The following is a 20,020-nucleotide window of genomic DNA, read 5'->3' as shown; positions in this document are numbered from 1 at the left end:
TCTCCTCACAGGCCGTTCTGTGTCGTTTTCTCGGAGGCGGAAGCCAGCGCCGGCTCGCCTGCCTCGGAGTTCAGTGCGATGCGGATGTTGAACCATTCGTCGATCACAGCCGAGGAATTCGGCGGGATGACAGTCGTCGAATCGATCTGGTTGAGAATCGCCGGTCCGATGAACGCCGCGCCCGACGGCAGGTTCTCGCGCTGGTAGACCGGCGTCGCATGCCACTGACCGTCGAAGTAGACATCGCGGACCTCGATCGGCTCTCCGGGCTCCTTGCTGCTGACCGGAGTCGGTTTGAAGGTCGGTTTCGGCGTTCTGCCGAGCGCTTTGAGATGCAGCTGATAGATCTCGACGGGGGTGTCGTCCTGCCGGAAGGCGTACTGTTTCTCGTGTTCCTCGTGGAAGAGCTGGACGGCCTCGCGCAGAGCATTCGGCCCCGATCCCATCTTCACCTGCAAAGACCTCCACTGGCCGTGATAGCGCATCGAGATCCCGCGTTCGAAGACCGCGTCTTCGTCAGGGACCTTCTCATGTCGCAGCCGATCTCGACCTTCGAGCTCGAGCTCACGGAAGTGCTGTTCGACGGATTCGGCATCAGCGGAGTCCGCGACGCCGGTGAACATCTGCGACAGGTCGTGCTGAATGTCGACGAGGAGGCATCCCAGCGCCGAGGTGACTCCCGGGCTGGGCGGGACGATGACCGAGGGGATGTTGAGTTCGCGAGCCACATCCGCTCCGTGCAGGGCGCCCGCTCCGCCGAAGGCGATGAGCGCGAAGTCTCGTGGATCGAGGCCTCGGCGGATGGACACGAGACGGACCGCATCGGCCATGTTTGCATTAGCGACCTTGACGATGGATTCGGCTGCGGTGTCGACGTCGAGTCCGAGCGGGTCGGCGATCTTCTCCTTGATTGCCGCCTGAGAGCTGTCGCGGTCCAGAGTCATCTCGCCGTCAGCGAGATCGGTGCCCAGCCGGTTGAGCCAGAGGTTCGCATCTGTGTTCGTCGGTTCCTTCCCGCCTCGTCGATAGCAGACAGGACCTGGGTCGGCACCCGCTGACTGAGGGCCGTTTCGCAGTGAGCCGGCAATGTCGATGTGTGCCAGCGATCCTCCGCCTGCTCCGATTGTGAGCACCTCGATGCTGGGGAAGACGATGGGGTGACCGTATTCGACTTCCCACTCGTTCGTCTCCCGCAGCTCACCATCTGCGATGAGCGAGATGTCTGTCGAGGTGCCGCCCATGTCCAGTCCGACAGCATTGTCGTACCCACACTGCTCGGCGACGTGCTGGGCGGCTATGGCTCCTGCGGCGATCCCCGAAGCCGCCAGTCTGACAGGAAATTTCTTGACCATTTCCGATGTCATCGAACCGCCTCCGGAGTGGAGCAGCAGCAGTTCTCCGGCATAGCCGTCGTCGGTCAGGCTGCTGTCGAGCTGCTCGACGTAGCCGGACACCAGTGGTCCGAGCACGGCATTGGCAACCGTCGTGTTGAATCGGTTGTGCTCAAAGATCTCCGGCAGCACTTCCGCCGACGTCGAGATGCTGGCCTCGGGCAGCTCCTCGGCGAGGATCTCTCGCATCCGGATCTCATTTGCGGAGTTCGCATAAGAATTGATGAAGCAGACGGCGATGGTCGTCGCTCCGCGCTTCTTCAGCAGTCGCCCGAGCTTCCGGGCCTCATCTTCATCGAGTTCGGTGACGATATTGCCGGCGTAGTCGACGCGTTCTGTGACTTCGAATCGGTCGCGGCGACGAATGTAGGGACCGGAGACGTCTGAGTACGCGTCCCACAGGTCGTCTTTCGTGCCATCACGGATCTCGATGACATCGCGGAATCCTTTGGTCGTCACCATCGCCGATTTGGGGAATCTACGAGTGATGAGCGCGTTGGTCGCCACGGTCGTTCCGTGCGAGAAGAGTTCAACCTGGCTGAGGTCGATGTTCGCTCGCTTCACTCCGTTGAGAACGGCCTCCATCGGGTTGTCCGGAGTCGAAGGTACTTTCGTCACCCTCATCTTCTGGGTGGATTCGTCGAAAACGCAGATGTCGGTGAACGTTCCGCCGACGTCGACTGCGACGCGTAGATCTGCCACGGTCATCTCCTTTGATTGAGGTGTTCTCCATAGACTGGCCTTTCGCAATTGAGCAGGTCAATGGAGCAGACGAAGGAAGAATCAGTAGGATTTGTGAAAATCACAAAGGCTCATCATCGTTGCTGGAAGCCGGCCCGCCGGTGTGTCGGCAATGGCGACGCCAAGGAGAGACGCAGATGTGTTCGAACCGAAATTCGCTGACCCGAGAGCAGATCTTTGACGAGTTGATGAGCGGTCTGAACTCCTCCGATCCTCTCGAATCGACACTTCTGCGTGCAGCCAAACTCAGCAGAGGTGCGGGACTCGTCGTCAACGAGCTCGGAGAGGTCGTCCGATCGGTCGGTTCGGCGCCGACTCATCTTATCTCTCGGTGGATACACGATGAAGTCGTCACGGACGCTGACAGTGCACGGTGGGGCGAACCGAAGGCAGCAACAATCGGACGCTGGCACGTTCACGCTCAGGCCGTTCGTCTTCGCAGTCGCAACCACATCATTGTCGTCGCAGTGCACGATGATGAGTTGGTGGAAAGAGAGGACGGCGCAGCCGGTGGGCTGATCCTCGACGTCTTGTCCAAGTTATTGCGGGCTTTCGAGGGCTTCGAATCGTTCTCGATCAGCAATCGGCGGGAGGAATCGGTCCGAGTCCTGCGGGATCTGGAAGCTGGAGTCTCACCGGGACGTGAACCGGCGTTGTGGCGGCTCCTCGAGAGCTTCGGATTCGTCGCCTACGAGCCGATTCGAGCCGTGCGGATTCGTCTCGACACTGCGGACTCCGAGTCAGCGCGACCGGCTCTGCCTCCTGGAGGCGGACTCGTCATCAGGGAATCTGGGTATGGAGCATCGGCGATCGACCAGACCGTGGTGTGCTCGGGGGACTTCGATATCGAGGGCCGCCTGGATACTCCAGGTCTTCTCGGCGTCGGAGTATCTGGTCTCTTCACTGCACTGAGCCAGGTGCCGGAGATGCTGCAGACGGCGAATGTGGCACTCGGCTCAGTGCGAGGTACGAAGTTCGCGTTCGTCGACCGAATGCGCCCGATCGAATGGGCTGCGGCGCGCATGAGCTCGCGTTTCGACCGTCGGCTCGTCGCTGCTTTCCTCAACCAGATAGTGACCAAGCCCGAAACTTCCACCACACTGCGCACATACGTGGACAGCGGCGGAAACATTTCTGAGGCTGCCGCTCGGCTGCATGTGCACGAGAACACTGTGCGTTATCGAATCGGGCAGATCGAGAAGGTATTGGGCGCACGCCTCACCGATCCAAGGACCGCGGCGGAGATCGTCCTCGCTCTGCAATGCCTCGATACGGCCGAACACGCGTAACCTGAGACCATGCCCCGTCACCTCCTGACCTCGACGCCCCCGAACCATTCCCCTCGCCGAGGCGGTTCCGCCGGTGACGACCCCAACAGCGTCGATACACCTGCCGCACCCCAAAAGCACCCGAAAGGGCCGGTCCGCGGGCGCAAGTCGCTCATCGCACTCTTCGCCGTCCTCCTCGTCGCCTGGGTCGGCATCTCCGGTGTCGGAGGTCCGTACTTCGGCAAGATCTCCGAGGTCGCCACGAACGACCGCTCGTCCTTCCTTCCCGAATCCGCGGAGTCCACGCGCGCTCAGGAGCAGATCGAGAAGTTCAGCGACCTCGACTATGTTCCCGCGATCGTCGTGCTCGAAAACAGCGATGGCATCACCGACGACGATCGGTCCCGACTCGATGAGCTGACGAAGACGCTCGAAGATGATGAGCTGCTGGCCGCCGATCCCTCGCCGGCCATTCCCTCCGATGACGGCGAGGCCCTCCAGCTCATCCTCCCGGTCTCACAGGCGACGACCTCCGACGACGTCGAATCCATCCGAGACGCGGTCGGCAAGGTCTTCCCGACCGCGGTCGCTGCTGATATGACCCCAGGTCAGACCAGCAATCTCCCGACAACCGTGGCAGACGTCCACGTCACCGGTCCGGCGGGATTCTCCGCGGACCTCTCCGAAGCCTTCGCCGGCATCGACGGCATCCTCCTGCTCGTCGCGCTCATCGCCGTCTTCGTCATCCTCATCATCGTCTACCGGTCCCCGCTGCTGCCCGTCATCGTCCTCTTCACCTCGGTCGCTGCGCTCGCCGCCTCGATCTTCATCGTCTGGCACCTCGCCGACGCCGGAATCCTCCTGATCAACGGGCAGGTCCAAGGCATTCTCTTCATCCTCGTCGTCGGCGCCACCACGGACTACTCCCTCCTCGTCGTCGCCCGGTTCCGCGACGCACTCCTCCACGAGTCCGACCGAGTCAGAGCCGGTCTGAGCGCCGTCAAGGGAGTTCGCGAACCGATCGCGGCCTCCGGCGGCACCGTCATCGCCGGACTCCTCGTCCTCCTGCTCACCGATCTTGCCTCAACCAGAGCGCTCGGCCCCGTCGCCGCGATCGGCATCGTCGTGGCGATGCTCGCGGCCCTGACCTTCCTGCCCGCCGCACTGATGATCATCGGCCGCGCCGTGTTCTGGCCCTTCCTTCCGCGTGTGCAGGCTGAAACGGCGAAGCCCAAACGCGGGATCTGGGCCCGCATCGCCGAAGCGGTCGCCGAGCATCCGCGCCGCATCTGGGTCACGCTCGTCATCATCCTCGCCATCCCGCTGCTCGCCCTCCCGCAGTTCAAGGCCGAGGGAGTCCCACAGTCCGACTTCGTCCTCGGCGACTCCGAAGCCCGCGACGGCCAGGACATCCTGGCCGAGCATTTCCCCGGCGGCTCCGGGTCCCCGGCACAGATCGTCGTGGCGAAAGATGAGCTCAACGATGCCGCGAAGGCGGTCGGCCGCCTCGGCGGGGTCGAATCGATGACCGTGGTCGCCAATGATTCACCGAGCGGGACGCTGTCCATCGGCAAGGACGGCGAGCTCGAACAACCGCGCGGTCGCCCGGAAGCCGCCGGCTCGGACGTGTCCGGGCAGTCGGACGCGTCCGGGCAGCCGACCCCGACCGAGGTCGACGGCAATGTCCTGCTGGAGGCGACCCTGACCTCCGTCGCGGATTCGGACGAAGCCGAAGCGACGGTCACCGAGATCCGCGATGCCGTGCACGACATCGACGCCGGGGCCCTCGTCGGCGGGGAATCCGCGGTCGATCTCGACACGAACACCACCGCCGAGGCGGACCGGACCTTGGCCATCCCGCTCATCCTCGTCGTCATCACGGTCATCCTCATCCTGCTCTTGCGGTCCCTGCTGGCCCCGCTGCTGCTCGTGGTGCTCACCGTGCTGTCCTTCGGCACTGCGCTGGGCGTCTCCGCGCTCGTGTTCAACGATGCCATCGGGTTCTCCGGTGCCGATCCCTCGGTGCCGCTCTATGCGTTCGTCTTCCTTGTCGCGCTCGGCATCGACTACAACATCTTTCTCATGTCGCGGGTGCGGGAGGAATCGCTGCACCTGGGAACCCGGGCAGGGGTGCTCAAGGGGCTCGTCTCCACGGGCGGGGTGATCACCTCGGCGGGCATCGTGCTGGCGGCAACCTTTGCCGCGCTCGCCGTCATCCCGGTGATGTTCCTCTTCCAGCTCGCTTTCATCGTCACCTTCGGCGTTCTCCTCGACGCGATCCTCGTCAGATCGCTCGTGGTGCCCGCGCTCGTCCACGACCTCGGTCGCAGCGTGTGGTGGCCGTGGCGGAAGCGGATTCCGCGCGACTGAGCAGCGCCCCAGCGGCAGCATCGCAATTGCGGCGGCGGACAGAGCGGCAGTCTGATGATGAAGTTCTGGGTGGAGGCGGCTTCGTCGCCCGGGCTGTCGACGCATCGGGGAAACGGATTGATCACAATCCGTCCTGCGCAGTGGTCGGCTGTGGCGATGGTCACGGTGTTCCTCTAGGGTGCAGTACGTAGGTATTGCTCACGCAATTGTCACCTGATCATCAGGTTTCGAAGGAGAACACAATGACGCGCACTCTTCGCCGACCCCGCACTCTCGCAGCAGCCGCAGGAATCGCGGCCGTGACCCTGTTGGCTTCCGCTTGCGGCGGAGGCGGAGGAGGAGGTGAGAGCGGAGAGGGCGGTGAGCAGAGCGCCGACTTCATCACGATCGCCACCGGCGGTTCCTCAGGCGTGTATTACCAGGTCGGAGCCACGATGTCGGAGATCCTCGCCGACGAACTCGGCGCCGACACCTCCGTGCAGTCGACGGGTGCCTCGGTGGAGAACCTCACCCTCATCCAGGACGGGGGAGCGGAACTCGCCTTCACCCAGGGCGACGCGGTCGACCAGGCCCTGGCCGGCGAGGGAGCCTTCGACGGCAAGCAGATCGACTCCCTGCCCGTCGTCGCCAACCTCTACGACCAGTACGTCCAGCTTGTGACCATCGAAGGCTCGGGCATCGACTCGATCGAGGACATCAAGGGCAAGTCGGTCTCCGTCGGCGATCAGAACTCCGGCGTCGAGCTCAACGCTCGGACCGTCGTCGACGCCTACGGGCTCAGCTACGACGACTTCAGCGCCGACTACCTGCCCTACGCCGAGGCGGTCGACCAGATGCGCAACGGACAGCTCGACGCTGCATTCGTCACCAGCGGTCTGCCGAACTCTGCGGTCACCGACCTCGCGACCAGCGACGACGTCAAGGTCGTCCCATTCACCGGCGACGGACGGGAGAAGCTGCTGTCCGAATACGACTACTTCGGCGAAGGCGAGGTCCCAGCCGGGACCTACGGCGACAGCGAAGCCGCGCAGACCCTGACGATCCCCAACCTCCTTGTGGTCAGCCCCTCGCTCAGCGAGGACGCCGTCTATGACATCACGAAGACCCTGTTCGACAACATCGACAAGGTCCAGAGCTCGCACAGCGCGGCGAAGGACATCACCGTGGACAACGCGCAGGACGTGCCCGTGAGCGAACTCGCCCCCGGCGCGAAGAAGTACTTCGACGAACAGGGCTGAGCCATTTCGAGCCTGACCCGCCGGGCGGCTCTTACGCTCGCCACCACGGTGGGGCTGGGCATCGCCGTTCCGACGTCGATGTCCGGTCCCGCACCGAGGCGGTTGGTCATCCGACAGCAGGAACCGGGTGACCGGGTGTACCGGTCGGTGCCCATCGACAGCGACGACGAGGTGGCGATGACGTGGATGCACTCGGTCGACAAGACCCCCTGGTGGGAGTACTACCGGGCCGACGGCGACGAGCTCGTCCTCGACTGCACCGAACTGTCGCTGATGGGTGCGGGTACCCCGTTCGAGGCCCCGCAGACCGAGCTCGACGGCGACATGGTCCGGCTCTGCGGCCTCGATGAGCGCTTCCCCGCAGTGCGCTGGATCCACTCACACCGCGTCCACCACCGGATCTACTTCAACGGCGAACTCCTGCTGCCGACTCGGGCGATCGGCCACCATGTCCGCGCCGAGATGATCCTGATCGGAGACTGAATACTATGACGAACTCATTGCCCGCCGAGGCTCCGGGCCCGGAGTCGATCGAAACGGTGGAGAAGTACGATCGCGAATCGCGCACACGCGACATCTGGTCAACGAAGTGGGCGCTGCCGCTGACCGTATTCGCTGTCGGCCTCTCCCTCTACCAGATCTACTACGCCCTCTTCGGAGGGCCGCCGACCCTGGTTCATCGCGGCATCCACGTCGGCGCGATCCTCGTCCTCTGCTTCGCGGTTCAGCGCTTCCGCCTCCGCGAGACGCGTTCGACCCCGCCGTGGTTCGATTGGCTGGCCATCGCCGGCTCCATCGCTATCGCCGTCTACCTCGCCGTGGTCTTCGATCGCCTGACCGTCAGCGGCGGCCGATTCGAGACCATCGACGTCGTCTTCTCCGTGCTCTGCCTCGTTCTCGTCCTCGAGGCCGCTCGACGGGTCACCGGTCTGATCCTGCCGATCCTCGCCGTGCTCTTCATCGTCTACGACTATTACGGCCGGTCGATGCCCGGCCTCTTCCGGCACCGCGGCTATGACCTCGACCGGATCGTGACCTTCATGTACGAGTCGACCGAAGGTATCTTCTCCACGGCCATCGGTGTGTCCTCGACCTACATCTTCCTGTTCATCCTCTTCGGCGCCATCCTGCAGAAGTCGGGGATGGGGCAGTTCTTCAATGACATCGCCATGGCCCTGGCCGGACAGGCGCGCGGCGGTCCGGCGAAGGTCGCGGTGCTCGCCTCCGGATTCCTCGGGTCGATCAACGGCTCGGCGATCGCCAATGTCGTCACCACCGGGGCCTTCACGATTCCGATGATGAAACGGGTGGGGTACCAGCGCAACTTCGCCGGTGCTGTCGAGTCGGCAGCCTCGGTGGGTGGTCAGATCATGCCACCGATCATGGGCGCTGCGGCTTTCATCATGGCCGAGACTCTCGGAATTCCGTACACGCAGATCGTCCTCGTCGCCATCATTCCGGCCGTCCTGTACTACCTCGGCATTCTTATCCAGGTGCACCTGCGTGCCACGAGTCAGGGGCTGCGCGGCATCAGCAGAGAGAACCTGCCGGCAGTGATGGACGTGATCAAGGAACGGGGGCACCTGCTGCTGCCGCTGCTGTTCCTGCTCTACATGCTCTTCTTCTCCGGGACGACGATCCTCTTCGCGGCCGTGACGACGATCTTTGTCACGATCGCCGCGGCGATGGTGCGCAAGAGCACTCGGATGTCGCTGCTCGACATCGTCCACGCCCTGCGCGACGGGGCGCTGACCGCAGTGTCCGTGGCGGTGGCCTGTGCATGTGTGGGCATCATCGTCGGCGTCGCCACTCAGACCGGTTTCGGCGTCAAACTGGCGGGGACTATCGTCACCATCGGTGGTGGTCTCCTCCTGCCGACCCTCCTGATGACTGCCGTGGCCTGCATCATCCTCGGAATGGGATTGCCGTCGATTCCGGCATACATCATCGTCGCTACGATGGCAGCCCCCGCACTTGTTCAGCTCGACGTCGCGCCCCTGGCTGCGCATCTGTTCGTCTTCTACTTCGGGCTCTTCGCCAATATCACCCCGCCAGTGGCACTGGCAGCCTTCGCGGCGGCCGGTCTCTCGGGCGGCAGTCCGATGCGGACAGGTTTCCTCGCGATGCGTCTGGCGCTCGGCGGGATCATCGTGCCCTTCGTCTTCGTCTATCAACCCGAGCTGCTCATGCTTGACGGCACCGCGGCGGACACGGTGAGGGCCGCAGTCATTCTGCTCATCGGGGTCGCGCTGCTCGCGGTCGCTGCCGAAGGGCACCTGTTCGTTCCGCTGCCGATCTGGCTGCGCATCGTACTGGCGCTCGGAGCGATCGGTCTGGTCACTCCCGACTATGTGCTCGACCTCATCGGCGCAGTCGCGGCACTCGCCGCAATCGGCGTGGCGATGTTCATGGCCAGACGTCAGGGGAGGCTGCATCTGCGGGAGATCTGAACCGACCGCTGGGCCGAGCGCCGCTTCGCCGTTCGGTGCAGGCGTTTCGCCTGCGAGGTCAGCTTCAGGCGCAGGAGGCAATACGATACCCCCGGCGCGTGATGAAGGGCCGTGGGGAGAGCGTCTTCATCCGTGATTGCCGGGGGTACGTAGGGGATACTCCGGTACTTCGACGAGGGGATCGTCGACGTGGCCTGTTAACTCAGGGCCAGGTACAACATTGAACTACGATTTTGTTGACGGTGCAACAAAAGTGCCGGCCGACACATCGGATGGCAGTTCGTGAGGGAGAGACAGGCAGATGGAAGAGACGACTCCCGTCAGCAGCATGATCAGGCAGAACGGCCCGATCAAGATCGCGGCCTGGCGCCTGATGATGGAGAAGTATCAGGACTTCATGACGCGGTTCGAACACGAGTTCCGGACCCGCCATGGGCTCAGCGCCAATCAATTCGATGTGCTCATTAATGCGTCGACCTCGGCGCAGGTCAGGCAGCGCGACCTGTTGCGCAGTCTGGTGATGAGCCGCAGTGCGCTCAGCCGTCTGCTCGGCAAACTCGAGGGGCGCGGGCTCGTGACCCAGGCAGCCGACCCGGAAGACCACCGCGGGGTACTCGTCGCCCTCACCGAGGCGGGGCAGAAGCTCTGCGCCGAGGCGGCCGAGACGAATGCGGAGATCATCTTCTCCGGATTCTCCGATGTCACCGACGCCGAGGCGGAGGAAATCTTCGAGCTCGTGTCCAAGATCTGCCCGGTGGGGTAGCTGACTCACAAAGCTCAGCCAGCGGTCAAGGGGGCCTGCCGCCGCCCCTCCCCGCGCCTGTCGAAGACGGCTAGGCTGAGGCCATGAGCAACGTTGAGACCCGTCCCGAGCAGGTAGTCTGCAAGGCCGGGGGACTGCCCGGGCCCTCCTGCGACCAGCAGGGACGTTCCCCAGTCGAGATCATCACCTCCCGCGACGTGCCGCTGGGTGGGCCCCGCGCGATGACCGTGCGGCGGACCCTCCCGCAGCGCCAGCGTTCTCTCATCGGCCCGTGGTGCTTCGTCGACCACTACGGCCCGGCGGACGTCTCCGTCACCGGCGGAATGGACGTCGCACCCCACCCGCACACCGGATTGCAGACCGTCAGCTGGTTGTTCCAAGGCGCCATCCAACACATCGATTCCGGCGGAAACGCGGGCCTCGTCCTGCCCGGCGAAGTCAACCTCATGACCGCAGGCGCCGGCATCTGCCATTCCGAAGTCTCGACCGAGGGCACGACGACGCTGCACGGCGTCCAACTGTGGCTGGCTCTGCCCGATGGCGCTCGCCACCAGCCCGAACGCGAATTCGAGCATTTCGAACCCGAGCCGGTGTCGCTTGACGGCGGGGAGATGCTCGTATTCCTCGGCCGCCTCGGCGAAGGTTCCTCACCGGTGCACACGCACACCCCGCTGGTCGGGGTCGAGATACGCCTCGATCCGGGCGCAACCATCGACCTGCCCGTCGATCCGCGGTTCGAGCACGGCCTCCTCGTCGATTCCGGTGATATCGCACTGGAGAACGTCGATCTGCCGGTCGCGGCGATCGGCTACACGGGCATCGGCGTCGAGGAGCTGCGCATCGCCAATCGCAGCGACGAACCCGGCCGGCTCATCCTCATCGGCGGTGAACCGTTCACCGAAGAGATCGTCATGTGGTGGAATTTCCTCGGCCGCACCCACGAGGAGATCGCCCGGTACCGTGAGGAATGGCAGGCCGAAGGCGATCGCTTCGGCGCCGTCGAGGGATACGTCGGCAAGGGCGGTCCTGGTCAGAACGCCGATGGCATGGGCAGGCTCCCCGCACCGAGGATGCCCGACGTCACGATCAAAGCGCGGAGGAATCCGCCCCCGCAGGTCCAGAAATAAGGAGCGTTAACCATGTCGAAGACATTCGAAGACAAGACCGGCGCCGAGGTGACCGTGACCTTCAACGAGGACGGCCAGTCCTATGACATCGCCGTAGCCGACGGGACCGTGGCCGGGCACGCGTTCTTCCTGCCCGGACCCGACGCGGAGACCGAACGCATCTTCCATCACACCGTCGTCGACGAGCAGTTCGGCGGTCGTGGGTTATCGAAGATCCTCGTCGCCGAGGCACTCGAGGACTCACGCGAACGCGGAGTGACCGTCGTGCCCGTCTGCCCGCTCTTCGTCAAGAAGCTGCAGGAGACCGGCGACGACTACGCGGCACAGGGCGGCAGGTTCCGCAATGCGACGGGCGCCGATATCGACATCGTCAAGCGACAGGCGTGAGTGAGGGTATGAGCAACGCAAGTCGACCATTCATCGACAAGATCCACCCCGAGAACTACAAGGCGATGGCCCAGGCGGCCGCGAGTTCGCGGAAGGCGTCGCGCGAAGCGGGTCTCGACGATGCGCTCATCGAGCTCGTCAACACTCGGGTCTCGCAGATCAATGGCTGCCGCACCTGCCTGAGCATCCATGCCCCGGCGGCCAGGAAGGCCGGCGTCTCCCAGCTCAAGCTCGATGTGCTGCCGAGCTGGCACGAGGCCGAGATCTTCACTGATCAGGAGTTCGCGGCACTGACCCTGGCCGAGTCGTTGACCGTGCTGGACAAGACGGAGGATCGGGACGCGATCGCCGCTGAGGTGGCGCAGTACCTGACGACCGAACAGATCTCTGCGATCGAATGGTCGACGATCCTCATCAACGCGTTCAACCGCATCTCGATCGCCAGCGATCACCCGGTGTTCGGAGCAAAGCAGGACTGAGCCCAGGCGGCCTTCGGAGCGAAGCGAGGTTGACTCCTCGCAGGCGCAGTGGGATGTGCCGCCTCGGCGGTGTCAGTTGATGATCTCTTTGCTGTCATCCTCACGGATGGCGGCGAGGCGTTCGCGCCACATTCGCAGGTCCTGCTCGCTCAGGCGCTTCCAGTCGGTGACCTCGCGGACGATGCGCAGGGGTTCGGTGCTGCGAAAGGAGCGAGTGGGGTTGCCGGGGAACTTCTTGTCCGTGACGTTCGGGTCGTCGTCGTAGTCACCGAGGGGTTCAACCTCGTAGACGTGCGGCTGTCCGCCGTTGAGGGCGGCCACCTCGGCGGCCAATCCTGCACCGTCGGGCAGGGCCGTGAAGTAGATGTGATTCATCGTCACTTCGGGTCGGTAGTTCGAAGCGAAGCCCGCAGTCAGCAGGTCGCCGGGTGCGAGTTCGGCACGGGTGCCGTGGAAGAAGGGTCCTTCATCGAGTGCGTCAGCCATGGCGTCGAATATACGCTCGAAGACTGCGAATCGGCCTCGGATTCGGCGACTAGTATGGGCCTTGAGCGGTTGATGCGGAGCGCTGCGGCGTGGATCGAAGCAGAGTCGCTTTCCGGGTAGTGAGACTTTCGTCCCGGAATGTGACGACCTCGGCCATACTCTCCTGAGCGAAAGATGCCCCGTGCGAACTTCTCCGGTGGCGTCGTCGACGAACCCACGTGAAGGAGCCCACCCCGCCAATGTCCGCCGAAACGACATCGCAGACGAAGAACGCCGCCTCGGCGCCGACATCATGGGCTGGACGCCTCCGCCTCATCGGTCCGGGGATCGTGTTGGCGCTGGCCAGCGTCGGAGCTTCGGACATGATCACGACGATGAACTCCGGCGCCGAATACGGTTTGGCGCTCATCTGGGTGTTCACCGTCGGCATCATCCTCAAGTTCGTTCTCTCCGAGGCGGTGTCGCGGCTGCAGATGAGCGGCGACCGGTCCTTGATCTCCCATCTCACTCGATTCGGCGGGCGGACGTTCCCGATCCTCTTCCTCATCGCCGAGTTGCTCGTCGGGCTGTTCTTCGGAGCCGGTGTCATCGCGGTGACGACGACGATCCTGCAGGCGATCTTCCCCGTCCTGCCGTTCTGGCCGACCGCGATCGTCGTGCTCCTCTCCGCCGCGGTGCTTGTCGGCATCGGCCGGTACGGAATCGTGGAAAAGGCCATGATGGGCTTCGGAATCATTATGTTCTTCGGCATCCTCGCCTTGGCGATCTCCGTGTTCCAGGGCCAGGACGCGCAGGAGGTCGCCGCGGCGACGATCGTGCCGACGTTCCCGAACACCTCGATCATCACGGTGATGTCGCTCATCGGCGGAGTCGGGGGAGCGACCGGCATCCTCGCCTACTCGTTCTGGATCCGTGAGAAGGCATGGCGGACGCCTGACTGGAAGCCCGTCGTCCGGCTCGACCTGTTCATCAGCTATGGACTCGTCTTCATCTTCGCCGTGGCAATGAGCGCCGTGGGAGCCTTCATCCTCTACGGGCAGGGCTTCACGATTTCGGACAATGATGCGCTGTTCGCGATCGCCGATGACCTGGTGGGTCGGATCGGTGAGACCGGGCGTTTGGTGTTCCTCATCAGCTTCCTCGCCGTGGTGTACACGAGCGTGCTCGGCGGGTTCTCCGGAATCGCCTACGTCACCGCCGACTGCCTGCGCGTGCTGCGGCGCTACCCGCACCAGGACGAACCGGCCAATGAGATGTCGGCGAAGTCAATCGAGTTCCGCGGCGTCCTCGTCTACCTCTCGATCGCAACGTTGGTCATCATGAGCCTCGGCAAACCCGTCACCCTCGTGCTCGTCTACGCAGCGATCAGCGCGTTCATTCTGCCGGTGCTCGCCCTGGCGCTGCTCGTCATCCTCAACCGCTCATCCGTGCCGGCTCAACTGCGCAATACGAAGTGGTCGAACGTGCTGCTCGCCGTGTGCCTGGCACTGTTCGGGTTTCTCGCTGCCCTGCAGGTCAAGGAGTCGGTGATGGGGCTGGTGGGGTAGGTTCCTGAGCGGTGAAGCACCAGGTCAGAGTGGATGACGATCGGGTAGTCCGGCGTCACCGGCAACTGGCTACACTACCGTTTGCGGGAGACTTACGCTACCATTTCGCGCCCCGGGAATCGGAATCTCGTTATGCCAATTCATGACAAATTGGCCCATCCGGCTATTGATATGAGTGCGCATAATTTCACTGTAATCTCGGCGGTTCGCTTCTGGGCGAATGTAGAAGTGTTCTGACGCTCCTCATTCAGGCGGGCGATTTTGTTGTTCCAGTGTCTAAAGGCGAAGTAGCCTACAGCGATTAACACGACGATGGTGAGTGACAGAACAACGATGCTTGTGACCATACTGATAGTCAACACTGCGGCTCTGACACAAACAAGTGGTTGGAGAAGGAGGTAGTCGGTCAACGGTGTTGGAGCCGAGGGGGAGCGAGAGCTGTCTGTGGCGCAGTGCGCACCTGAAGGCGGCGCTTTTCGTATCTCACGCTGGGTTGCTGTAAATGTCCATCGAGACGGCCAGATGGAATGTTGGAAGCTTCAATTCGATCTTTATGCGTGTGGCGACGCTTAGCGAGTCGGTAGGGTAGGGGAGGCATGGAGGACGAGGGGAGCTGGACCGTGAAAAAGGAAATTAACGTTGTAGGCGCTATCGTCGTCGACGGAACGAAAATATTGGCCGCTCAGAGGAGCTCAACGATGTCGTTGGCGGGCATGTGGGAGTTTCCCGGAGGCAAGATTGAAGCTGGAGAGACTCCACGTGACGCTCTAGTTCGAGAGCTTCAGGAAGAGCTACTGTGCACTGCTGAAATTGGAGACGAAGTCGCCTCTACTCGGCACGAATACGACTTCGGCTTCGTTACGCTCACTACCTTCTACTCCACATTGGTTGAAGGCGAACCGAAACTAACTGAACATTCCGAAATTCGATGGATCGAAGCAACCGACCTCGATTCGGTGGAGTGGGCGCCAGCTGATATACCTGCAGTTGAGAAGGTGGTGCAAGATTTCTCAATGACCGAGGAGTAGGCGTGGCAACAGTTCCAGAGCATGTTCGCCGAGACACAGCGTTCGGATTTCTTGATCGTTCGTCACCCGCGGAACGCCTCTTCAACCCGATGTTGGTTTCAAATGTTGAAGCCAACACGATGCACAAAGCCATCCTTGAAGAACTGAGACGCTCGAAGAGCTTCACCTTTTCAGTTGCATTTGTCAGTTCAGATGCAATCGCTTCATTGAAGCAACCACTGATTGAGTTCCCGGGCCGGGGCCGAATCATCACTTCGACTTACTTGGGTTTCAACTCACCTGAGTCATTTAGGGAACTGAAGAATCTCCACGACCTTGGCATCGAAGTGTACGTGTTTGAAGATGACACAAGAGGTTTCCATCCCAAAGGCTTCATCTTTGAGCAAGCAGCTACGACCACAGCGATCGTGGGTAGCTCAAATCTGACTTCTCGGGCGCTCAAGCGAAACCACGAGTGGAACCTGAGGTTCTCAGCACTTCCTGACGGCGATATTGTTCAGCAGCTTGCTGCTGCTATTGATATCCAGCTTGAGTCCGCCACGCTGCTGAGCGATGACTGGATCAATGTATACGAAGAGTTGTACGTCCCGCCTTCGGCACGTAGCGAAGTTTCGGGGTCGAACCTTCAGCTGCCGGGGACTCGTACTCAGATTGTCGCCAATGCGATGCAGGCAGAGGCTCTCCTTGAAATTCAAAAGGTACGCGACTCGGGTGAGGATAAAGCTCTAGTCGTGTCGGCGACTGGCACAGGTAAGACCATTCTCGCGGCGCTAGACGTAAAGGCCGCAAATCCGGAACGAGTGCTCTTCGTCGTGCACCGAGAACAAATTCTCGATCGCGCGATTGAGGAATTCACCAAGGTGCTCGATCTTGAGGAACACGAGGTTGGGAAGTTCGTCGGGTCGCGTAGAGAACTTGATCGACGGTTCGTATTCGCAACCGTGCAGTCACTGGGATCGGCTGAAAAGCTGAACCAAATCGCACGCGACCACTTCGACTACATCCTCATCGATGAGGTTCATAGGGCTGGTGCGAGGTTGCACCAGAACATCATTCAGTACTTCACCCCGGACTTCATGCTTGGAATCACCGCTACTCCCGAGCGGTCAGACGATTTCAATGTCTATAGCCTGTTCGACTACAACGTGCCCTATGAGATTCGACTACAGAAGGCGCTCGAGGAAGACATGCTCGCCCCGTTCCACTATTACGGCGTCACCGACTTCGAGAAGGACGGCGAAGTTATCGGTGACACAAGCCAGCTGCGGAACCTCGTTGCCCCAGAGAGAGTAGCTCACCTGATTCAGGTGATTGAGCGTTATGGGCACGTAGGCGACCCGGTCAGAGGCCTCATGTTCTGCAGCCGAAAAGATGAAGCTCGAGAGCTATCGACGCTTCTCAACCAGAACGACGTACATGGCAAACGGCTTCGAACGCGAGCTCTAACTGGTGAAGATTCGGTAGAAATCCGTGAACGTGTCGTCTCCCAGCTTGAAAACGGAGAGCTCGACTACATCATCTCCGTCGATGTGTTTAACGAAGGCATTGATATCCGGACAGTCAACCAAGTGGTCATGCTTCGGCAAACTCAGTCGAGCATCATCTTTACTCAGCAGCTCGGCCGCGGACTGCGCAAGGCAGCTGGCAAGAGCCATCTCATCGTTATCGACTTCATCGGTAACTACACGAACAACTTCCTCGTGCCGATTGCCCTCTTCGGAGACAGCAGCCTGAACAAGGACTCTCTCCGGAAGAAGATGATTGAAGCGCAAGATGTCGGTGCGGTTTCTGGACTTTCAAGCATCAACTTTGATGCGGTCGCAAAGGAGCGAATCTTCAAGTCGATCGAGTCCACACGCCTGGATAGCCTGAAGAACCTCAAGCAGTCCTTTAGAGACCTGCATACCCGACTCGGTAGGCCGCCGATGCTGATGGACTATGCGCGCTTTGATGTTGTTGATCCAGTAGTAATCGCCAGTGCGCGTGGCAACTATTGGAAACTGCTCAACGCCTTCAAAGTCGTCGACGAGCAGCCCACAGACAGAGAAAGTCAGATCTTGTCGATGGTAAGTCAGGAGTTTCTGAACGGCAAACGGCCCCATGAACTTCTGGTGCTCGAGCAACTAGTGAGTGCAAGAACTCCTGTGACTGTGAGTGACCTTCGCTCGCTTTTTGATCAGAAGGGAGCGACTTCAGACCAGGCCACAATTGACTCCATTGAAAGAATTTTCAACTTTGAATTCTTCACTGAGGGTGATCAGAAAAAATACGGGACTCCGATCGTCGATTGGACAGACGGCAGGATCACTCCAACCTCAGAATTTCTGGACCTGCTTGAACACTCGCCCAGCTTCTTAGCCCATTTGACTGATGCAATTGAGACAGGGCTCTTCTTATCCCGTCACAGGTACCGCTGGGATGAACGTCTAGAGGCAGGGAAGAAGTACTCGCGCAAAGACGTTTGCAGACTGCTCAATTGGCAAAGCGATCAAAAAGGGACGATGTACGGGTACAAAGTCGACGTCTACTCCAATTCGTGTCCAATCTTCGTGACTTATCACAAAGATGACGACGTGTCGGCGAGCACTTCGTACGAAGACTCTTTTGTTAGCGAGAACACGCTCCGCTGGTTCACACGCAGCAAGAGGACATTGCAGAGCAAGGAAGTCCGGTCGATTGTGAACAATGAGATCCCGCTGTATCTCTTTGCTAAGAAGGACGACGCTGAAGGCACGGACTTTTACTACTTGGGCCAGGCCACGTCCTCGGACCCAGTGCAAACAAAGATGCCTGGGGAGAACGGGAAGAGTTTGGACGTTGTCACGATGGACCTCAACCTGGAGTACCCCATTGATGCAGCGCTCTATGACTATTTGACGACAGGCCCGGCGATCGAAGAGGCAAAGAGCCGCAGCTCTAAAGCTCCGTCAATTGATCTAAGCCATGAAGAGACACCAATTCGGCTCGAATACAACGACGATCAGAAAGACAAGCTGTTCTAGCGACGAAGTTGCCGGGGCAGCTGGATTTCACTAGTTCTGATGGCCGACTCGCTGAATCAATGCTTCCCAAGCAAACGTCGCGAGCCAATGAGAGGACACATACTCGTCTGAGACAGCAGCCTCAAGGCCAGGTGCCATTAATGAATCGACTCGTGTGAGCATGCCTTTTGCCTGAGCCATGAGGTCATCATCGCCCGTGTTCTCCGCGATCGACTCCAGCTTCGGCGCCAGTCGCATCACCGATGCCGCAACTGAGAGTCCCAAACCGTAAAGGTGGCTCTGGTGTCCGTCGGTCGGGTCGAGGACGTTCACAGGTGTGAGCGCCGGCGACTCGGGAGACAACTCGGAAAGGAACTCCGGCAGCCAAGATGCGAGCTCATCCTCGGTGAGGACCTCCGCCATGAGGTCGGCCTCGCACAAACCAGGGGAGAGGAAGTCGTGGCCGCTGCGTTCCTGGCGGAAGTTCCAGGCGGCATCCTCGGCGAAGAATCGACGAGCTGCACCGGCAATGATGTCGACGACATCGTGACGATCTGCCTCCCGGGCTCCCAAAAGAATCCGACGCAGCCCGAATGCGGTGTTCGAGTGCACCCCATGCCGGACTGGCGCGGCCACTTTGGGCAGCCACGTCGATGCAAGATCGAAGACCGTGTACGCGAGCACTTGAGTGTTCGCGCCGAGCGCACGAAGCTCCGAAACGGCGCTGGCATTCAGCACCCGATTGAGCTCGACCGCCCAGGCCCAGCCATACGGCCGCTCCCAGGACGGATTCTCACGGAGGAAAGCCGCCTCGGTGAGTATATGTTCCTCGCTCAAATGCGAAGACAGGATCTCGATCGCACGTTCGCGCCAACCGGCACTCTGCGCCACCTCGGTCTCCAGCAAAGACGCCAGCAGGTAGTGCATATGCACGCTCGAATGCCAGTCATAGGAGTTCGCGAACGCCGGATTCTTCTCCACCGCAGGCACGATATCGGCCAGACTCCGCGCCAGATGATGGGAGGCGAACGGATACTCACGGGTGATGTTGGTCAGCGCCACCTCGGCGAAGGGGTGGACGTAATCGTCAATCTGCGGCATGGATCCTCTTCGGCTCGGGGTCTTCCACTCTACTGGGATGATCACCGGACCAGGTGGCGAACCGCAACGGTTAGGCTGGATCGGACAAGGACTAGCCCCGGTCGCGGCGCGCAGGAAGGATGGGCGAGCAATGACGCGGACCCCCGAAGTATTCGGCCCGACGGTCGATGATCACACTAGGTGCGTCCACTACGCCACCGAACTCGATATTATCGCCATCCGCTTCGCCTGTTGCGACCGCTACTATCCTTGCCACCTGTGCCACTCGGAGACTGCTGATCATCCCGCACAGCAATGGCCGCGCGAGAAGTGGGACCAGCCCGCGATCCTCTGCGGAAACTGCTGGACCGAGCTGACGATCAGCGCCTACAAAGCGGTCGACGCCTGTCCGGAATGCGGGGCCGCTTTCAACCCTCGTTGCGAAGCGCACTCGGAATTCTACTTCCAGAAATGACCTCGCGTCGCGAACCGCCCGATCGTCCTCAGCTGCGACTGCTCATGATTTGACTCGGAGTATGCCCAGACGAGGTTCAACAGGGTGACTCCAGGGCGTAACATCCAACACTCATTCGTCTAGCCGTTGGCCATACGTCCATCGCGTATCGTTTTGTCAGACACTACTTAAGATTGCTATACAATCAGTGAGAGCGTCATCCAAAGCAG

General features: G+C 61.3%; 16 protein-coding genes. 13 read left to right on the top strand and 3 right to left on the bottom strand.

Annotated features, from left to right (window positions below; all coding sequences use genetic code 11):
• Window positions 1-5: 5 nt before the first annotated feature.
• Window positions 6-2,093, bottom strand: a complete 2,088-nt coding sequence (locus BEP01S_RS01620) for a hydantoinase/oxoprolinase family protein (RefSeq protein WP_218004313.1) — start codon at window positions 2,091-2,093, stop codon at window positions 6-8.
• Window positions 2,094-2,269: 176 nt separating this feature from the next.
• Between BEP01S_RS01620 and BEP01S_RS01615 the strand changes: the two genes are divergently transcribed.
• The 9 genes from BEP01S_RS01615 to BEP01S_RS01575 all read left to right on the top strand — a co-directional run bounded on the left by BEP01S_RS01615 (window position 2,270) and on the right by BEP01S_RS01575 (window position 12,214).
• On the top strand, window positions 2,270-3,421 hold the full coding sequence (locus BEP01S_RS01615) for a PucR family transcriptional regulator (RefSeq protein WP_062239795.1): 1,152 nt from the start codon (window positions 2,270-2,272) through the stop codon (window positions 3,419-3,421).
• Window positions 3,422-3,430: 9 nt separating this feature from the next.
• On the top strand, window positions 3,431-5,770 hold the full coding sequence (locus BEP01S_RS01610) for an MMPL family transporter (protein ID WP_083532441.1): 2,340 nt from the start codon (window positions 3,431-3,433) through the stop codon (window positions 5,768-5,770).
• 242 nt (window positions 5,771-6,012) lie between these two features.
• Window positions 6,013-7,008 carry a TAXI family TRAP transporter solute-binding subunit gene (locus tag BEP01S_RS01605; protein WP_062239794.1) on the top strand — a complete coding sequence of 332 codons (996 nt, stop codon included), beginning with the start codon at window positions 6,013-6,015 and terminating at the stop codon, window positions 7,006-7,008.
• A gap of 48 nt (window positions 7,009-7,056) precedes the next feature.
• On the top strand, window positions 7,057-7,491 hold the full coding sequence (locus tag BEP01S_RS01600; protein ID WP_083532440.1) for a DUF1850 domain-containing protein: 435 nt from the start codon (window positions 7,057-7,059) through the stop codon (window positions 7,489-7,491).
• A gap of 5 nt (window positions 7,492-7,496) precedes the next feature.
• Window positions 7,497-9,458: a TRAP transporter permease gene (locus BEP01S_RS01595; RefSeq protein ID WP_062239789.1), complete on the top strand. Its 1,962-nt coding sequence runs from the start codon at window positions 7,497-7,499 to the stop codon at window positions 9,456-9,458.
• Between the two features lie 301 nt (window positions 9,459-9,759).
• On the top strand, window positions 9,760-10,221 hold the full coding sequence (locus tag BEP01S_RS01590) for a MarR family winged helix-turn-helix transcriptional regulator (protein WP_062239786.1): 462 nt from the start codon (window positions 9,760-9,762) through the stop codon (window positions 10,219-10,221).
• 83 nt (window positions 10,222-10,304) lie between these two features.
• Window positions 10,305-11,348 carry a pirin family protein gene (locus tag BEP01S_RS01585; RefSeq protein WP_062239783.1) on the top strand — a complete coding sequence of 348 codons (1,044 nt, stop codon included), beginning with the start codon at window positions 10,305-10,307 and terminating at the stop codon, window positions 11,346-11,348.
• 12 nt (window positions 11,349-11,360) lie between these two features.
• Window positions 11,361-11,735 (top strand): GNAT family N-acetyltransferase, encoded by a 375-nt coding sequence (locus BEP01S_RS01580; RefSeq protein ID WP_062239781.1) that lies wholly within the window; start codon window positions 11,361-11,363, stop codon window positions 11,733-11,735.
• Between the two features lie 8 nt (window positions 11,736-11,743).
• A complete protein-coding gene (locus BEP01S_RS01575; protein WP_062239779.1) occupies window positions 11,744-12,214 on the top strand; it encodes a carboxymuconolactone decarboxylase family protein in 471 nt (156 codons plus the stop codon).
• Window positions 12,215-12,286: 72 nt separating this feature from the next.
• On the opposite strand, the gene arr is transcribed toward BEP01S_RS01575, so the two are convergent.
• Window positions 12,287-12,700, bottom strand: coding sequence for an NAD(+)--rifampin ADP-ribosyltransferase (gene arr, locus BEP01S_RS01570; RefSeq protein ID WP_062239777.1), 414 nt, complete (start codon window positions 12,698-12,700; stop codon window positions 12,287-12,289).
• A 239-nt stretch (window positions 12,701-12,939) separates the two neighbouring features.
• Here arr and BEP01S_RS01565 point away from each other — a divergent pair, with 239 nt between their 5' ends.
• The 3 genes from BEP01S_RS01565 (at window position 12,940) to BEP01S_RS01555 (ending at window position 18,277) form a co-directional block, all read left to right on the top strand.
• A complete protein-coding gene (locus BEP01S_RS01565; protein WP_062239773.1) occupies window positions 12,940-14,247 on the top strand; it encodes an Nramp family divalent metal transporter in 1,308 nt (435 codons plus the stop codon).
• Window positions 14,248-14,843: 596 nt separating this feature from the next.
• Window positions 14,844-15,275 (top strand): (deoxy)nucleoside triphosphate pyrophosphohydrolase, encoded by a 432-nt coding sequence (locus BEP01S_RS01560; protein WP_218004312.1) that lies wholly within the window; start codon window positions 14,844-14,846, stop codon window positions 15,273-15,275.
• A gap of 2 nt (window positions 15,276-15,277) precedes the next feature.
• Window positions 15,278-18,277, top strand: a complete 3,000-nt coding sequence (locus tag BEP01S_RS01555) for a DEAD/DEAH box helicase (RefSeq protein WP_244882017.1) — start codon at window positions 15,278-15,280, stop codon at window positions 18,275-18,277.
• A gap of 30 nt (window positions 18,278-18,307) precedes the next feature.
• Here BEP01S_RS01555 and BEP01S_RS01550 read toward each other — a convergent pair whose 3' ends face one another.
• Window positions 18,308-19,357: a DUF2891 family protein gene (locus BEP01S_RS01550; protein WP_062239770.1), complete on the bottom strand. Its 1,050-nt coding sequence runs from the start codon at window positions 19,355-19,357 to the stop codon at window positions 18,308-18,310.
• 130 nt (window positions 19,358-19,487) lie between these two features.
• Here BEP01S_RS01550 and BEP01S_RS01545 point away from each other — a divergent pair, with 130 nt between their 5' ends.
• The gene (locus BEP01S_RS01545; protein ID WP_062239768.1) at window positions 19,488-19,811 is read left to right on the top strand and encodes a CHY zinc finger protein; all 324 of its coding nucleotides are present in this window, start codon (window positions 19,488-19,490) and stop codon (window positions 19,809-19,811) included.
• Window positions 19,812-20,020: the final 209 nt, after the last annotated feature.

The organism is Brevibacterium epidermidis NBRC 14811, assembly GCF_001570805.1.
In the GTDB taxonomy this organism is placed as follows: Bacteria; Actinomycetota; Actinomycetes; order Actinomycetales; family Brevibacteriaceae; genus Brevibacterium; species Brevibacterium epidermidis.
Note: the sequence above shows the minus strand (reverse complement) of the source record. Positions and strands in the feature narration are given on the sequence as shown.